At 65.8% G+C, this 1,233-nt stretch carries 2 protein-coding genes; both read right to left on the minus strand.

Features of this window, described 5'->3' with window-relative positions:
• Positions 1 to 79: 79 nt before the first annotated feature.
• Positions 80 to 358 carry a hypothetical protein gene (locus IE277_RS46655; RefSeq protein ID WP_189960198.1) on the minus strand — a complete coding sequence of 93 codons (279 nt, stop codon included), beginning with the start codon at positions 356 to 358 and terminating at the stop codon, positions 80 to 82.
• A partial coding sequence (locus IE277_RS46660) for a TnsB C-terminal domain-containing protein (RefSeq protein ID WP_229882610.1) occupies positions 355 to 1,233 on the minus strand: 879 nt, incomplete at its 5' end. The genes IE277_RS46655 and IE277_RS46660, both read right to left, overlap by 4 nt.

A 1,233-nucleotide genomic window follows, 5' to 3' on the forward strand; every position in this document is an offset into this window, starting at 1 on the left:
GAACCGAGGATAGGGTCACTGACCTGCAAGAACTCCTCCACTAGTTCAGTCAACAGGTAGTAGCCCTGGACGCGGTCGATCATGGAATCCTCCTTGGACAGGGGCAGAACTCCGCCTGCCTCGTGGCGTGTTCGTGCGCCTCTGCGGTGTCGGCGCGCTGGTGCAGCCGGACGGCAAGACGGACCGCTCGAAGCGCGGTGCGGACGACACCGTCGTCCGCGGTGAACAGGGTCTGCTCGGCCCGCCGGCAGCAGGCCCCCGCGAGTGCCAGAGCCCGGTCGGCGAGCTCGCGTTCGGTGAGCATGAACAGGTCGGGCTCGGGGTCGAAGTACAACTCCTCGGCGCGGGTCGGCTTCACCGCGCCTCGCGTGAATCGTCTATGAGAGACGCGTAGTTGATGCCTTTGCGGGTGGCGGCGGCGTGCTCGCCTTCGAGGACCTTCAGGTAGTCGATCCCGGTCGGGGCGGCCGGCTCGGCGGGGGTTTCCGGCTTCGCTTTGGGGTGGGTGTGACGGCCGACGTGCTGCGGGACGGCCTTGCCGACAGGTTTGCCGGCCGCGCGTACTTCGATGTCGGTCAGGTCGAACGGGTCGAAGACCAGCTCGACGCGCATGCCGACCAGCATCGGGTCGACGTCGTAGGTGTTGCTGTGCAGGCTGACCGTCGCGGACTTCTTGTTCACGGTGCGGATCTCCGACCACAAGAATGCCTCCCGCAGATCGGCCTGTGAGGGCAACGGCAGCGGCTTCGGAATCGAACGCAGCCAGCGTTCGATCGGCGCCTGCCCGGTCTCGGTGTGCACCGTGCGGTGATAAACGGTCTCCACCCAGGCCGCGAACAGCCTGTTCAGTTCCGTGAGATGCTCAATCTCACCGACCCGCCGATCGTCGAGTTCGACGAGGAACTGGTCTCGAACGGTGCGGAAAAATCGTTCGATTTTTCCTCTGCCCTGCGGGCGTCCCGGCTTGGAGTGGGTCAGCTTGATCGCCAGGGACGCGCAGGCCCGCAGCAGCCAGGCGTCCACGAAGCAGCTCCCGTTGTCGACGTAGATCGTCTCCGGGACTCCGCGGGCGCCGAGCGCGGGACGCAGAGCGGCGGCCAGGCGGACGGTGTCCTCGGCGAACCCGAACCGGTGCCCCACGATCGCCCGCGAATGGTTGTCGATGAACGCGAACATTCTGTGGAATCTGTGACCTGCGGGTTCATCCTTGGTTGCCTTGTCGGACGTCGATGA

It is taken from the genome of Streptomyces alanosinicus (assembly GCF_014650595.1).
GTDB lineage: Bacteria > Actinomycetota > Actinomycetes > Streptomycetales > Streptomycetaceae > Streptomyces > Streptomyces alanosinicus.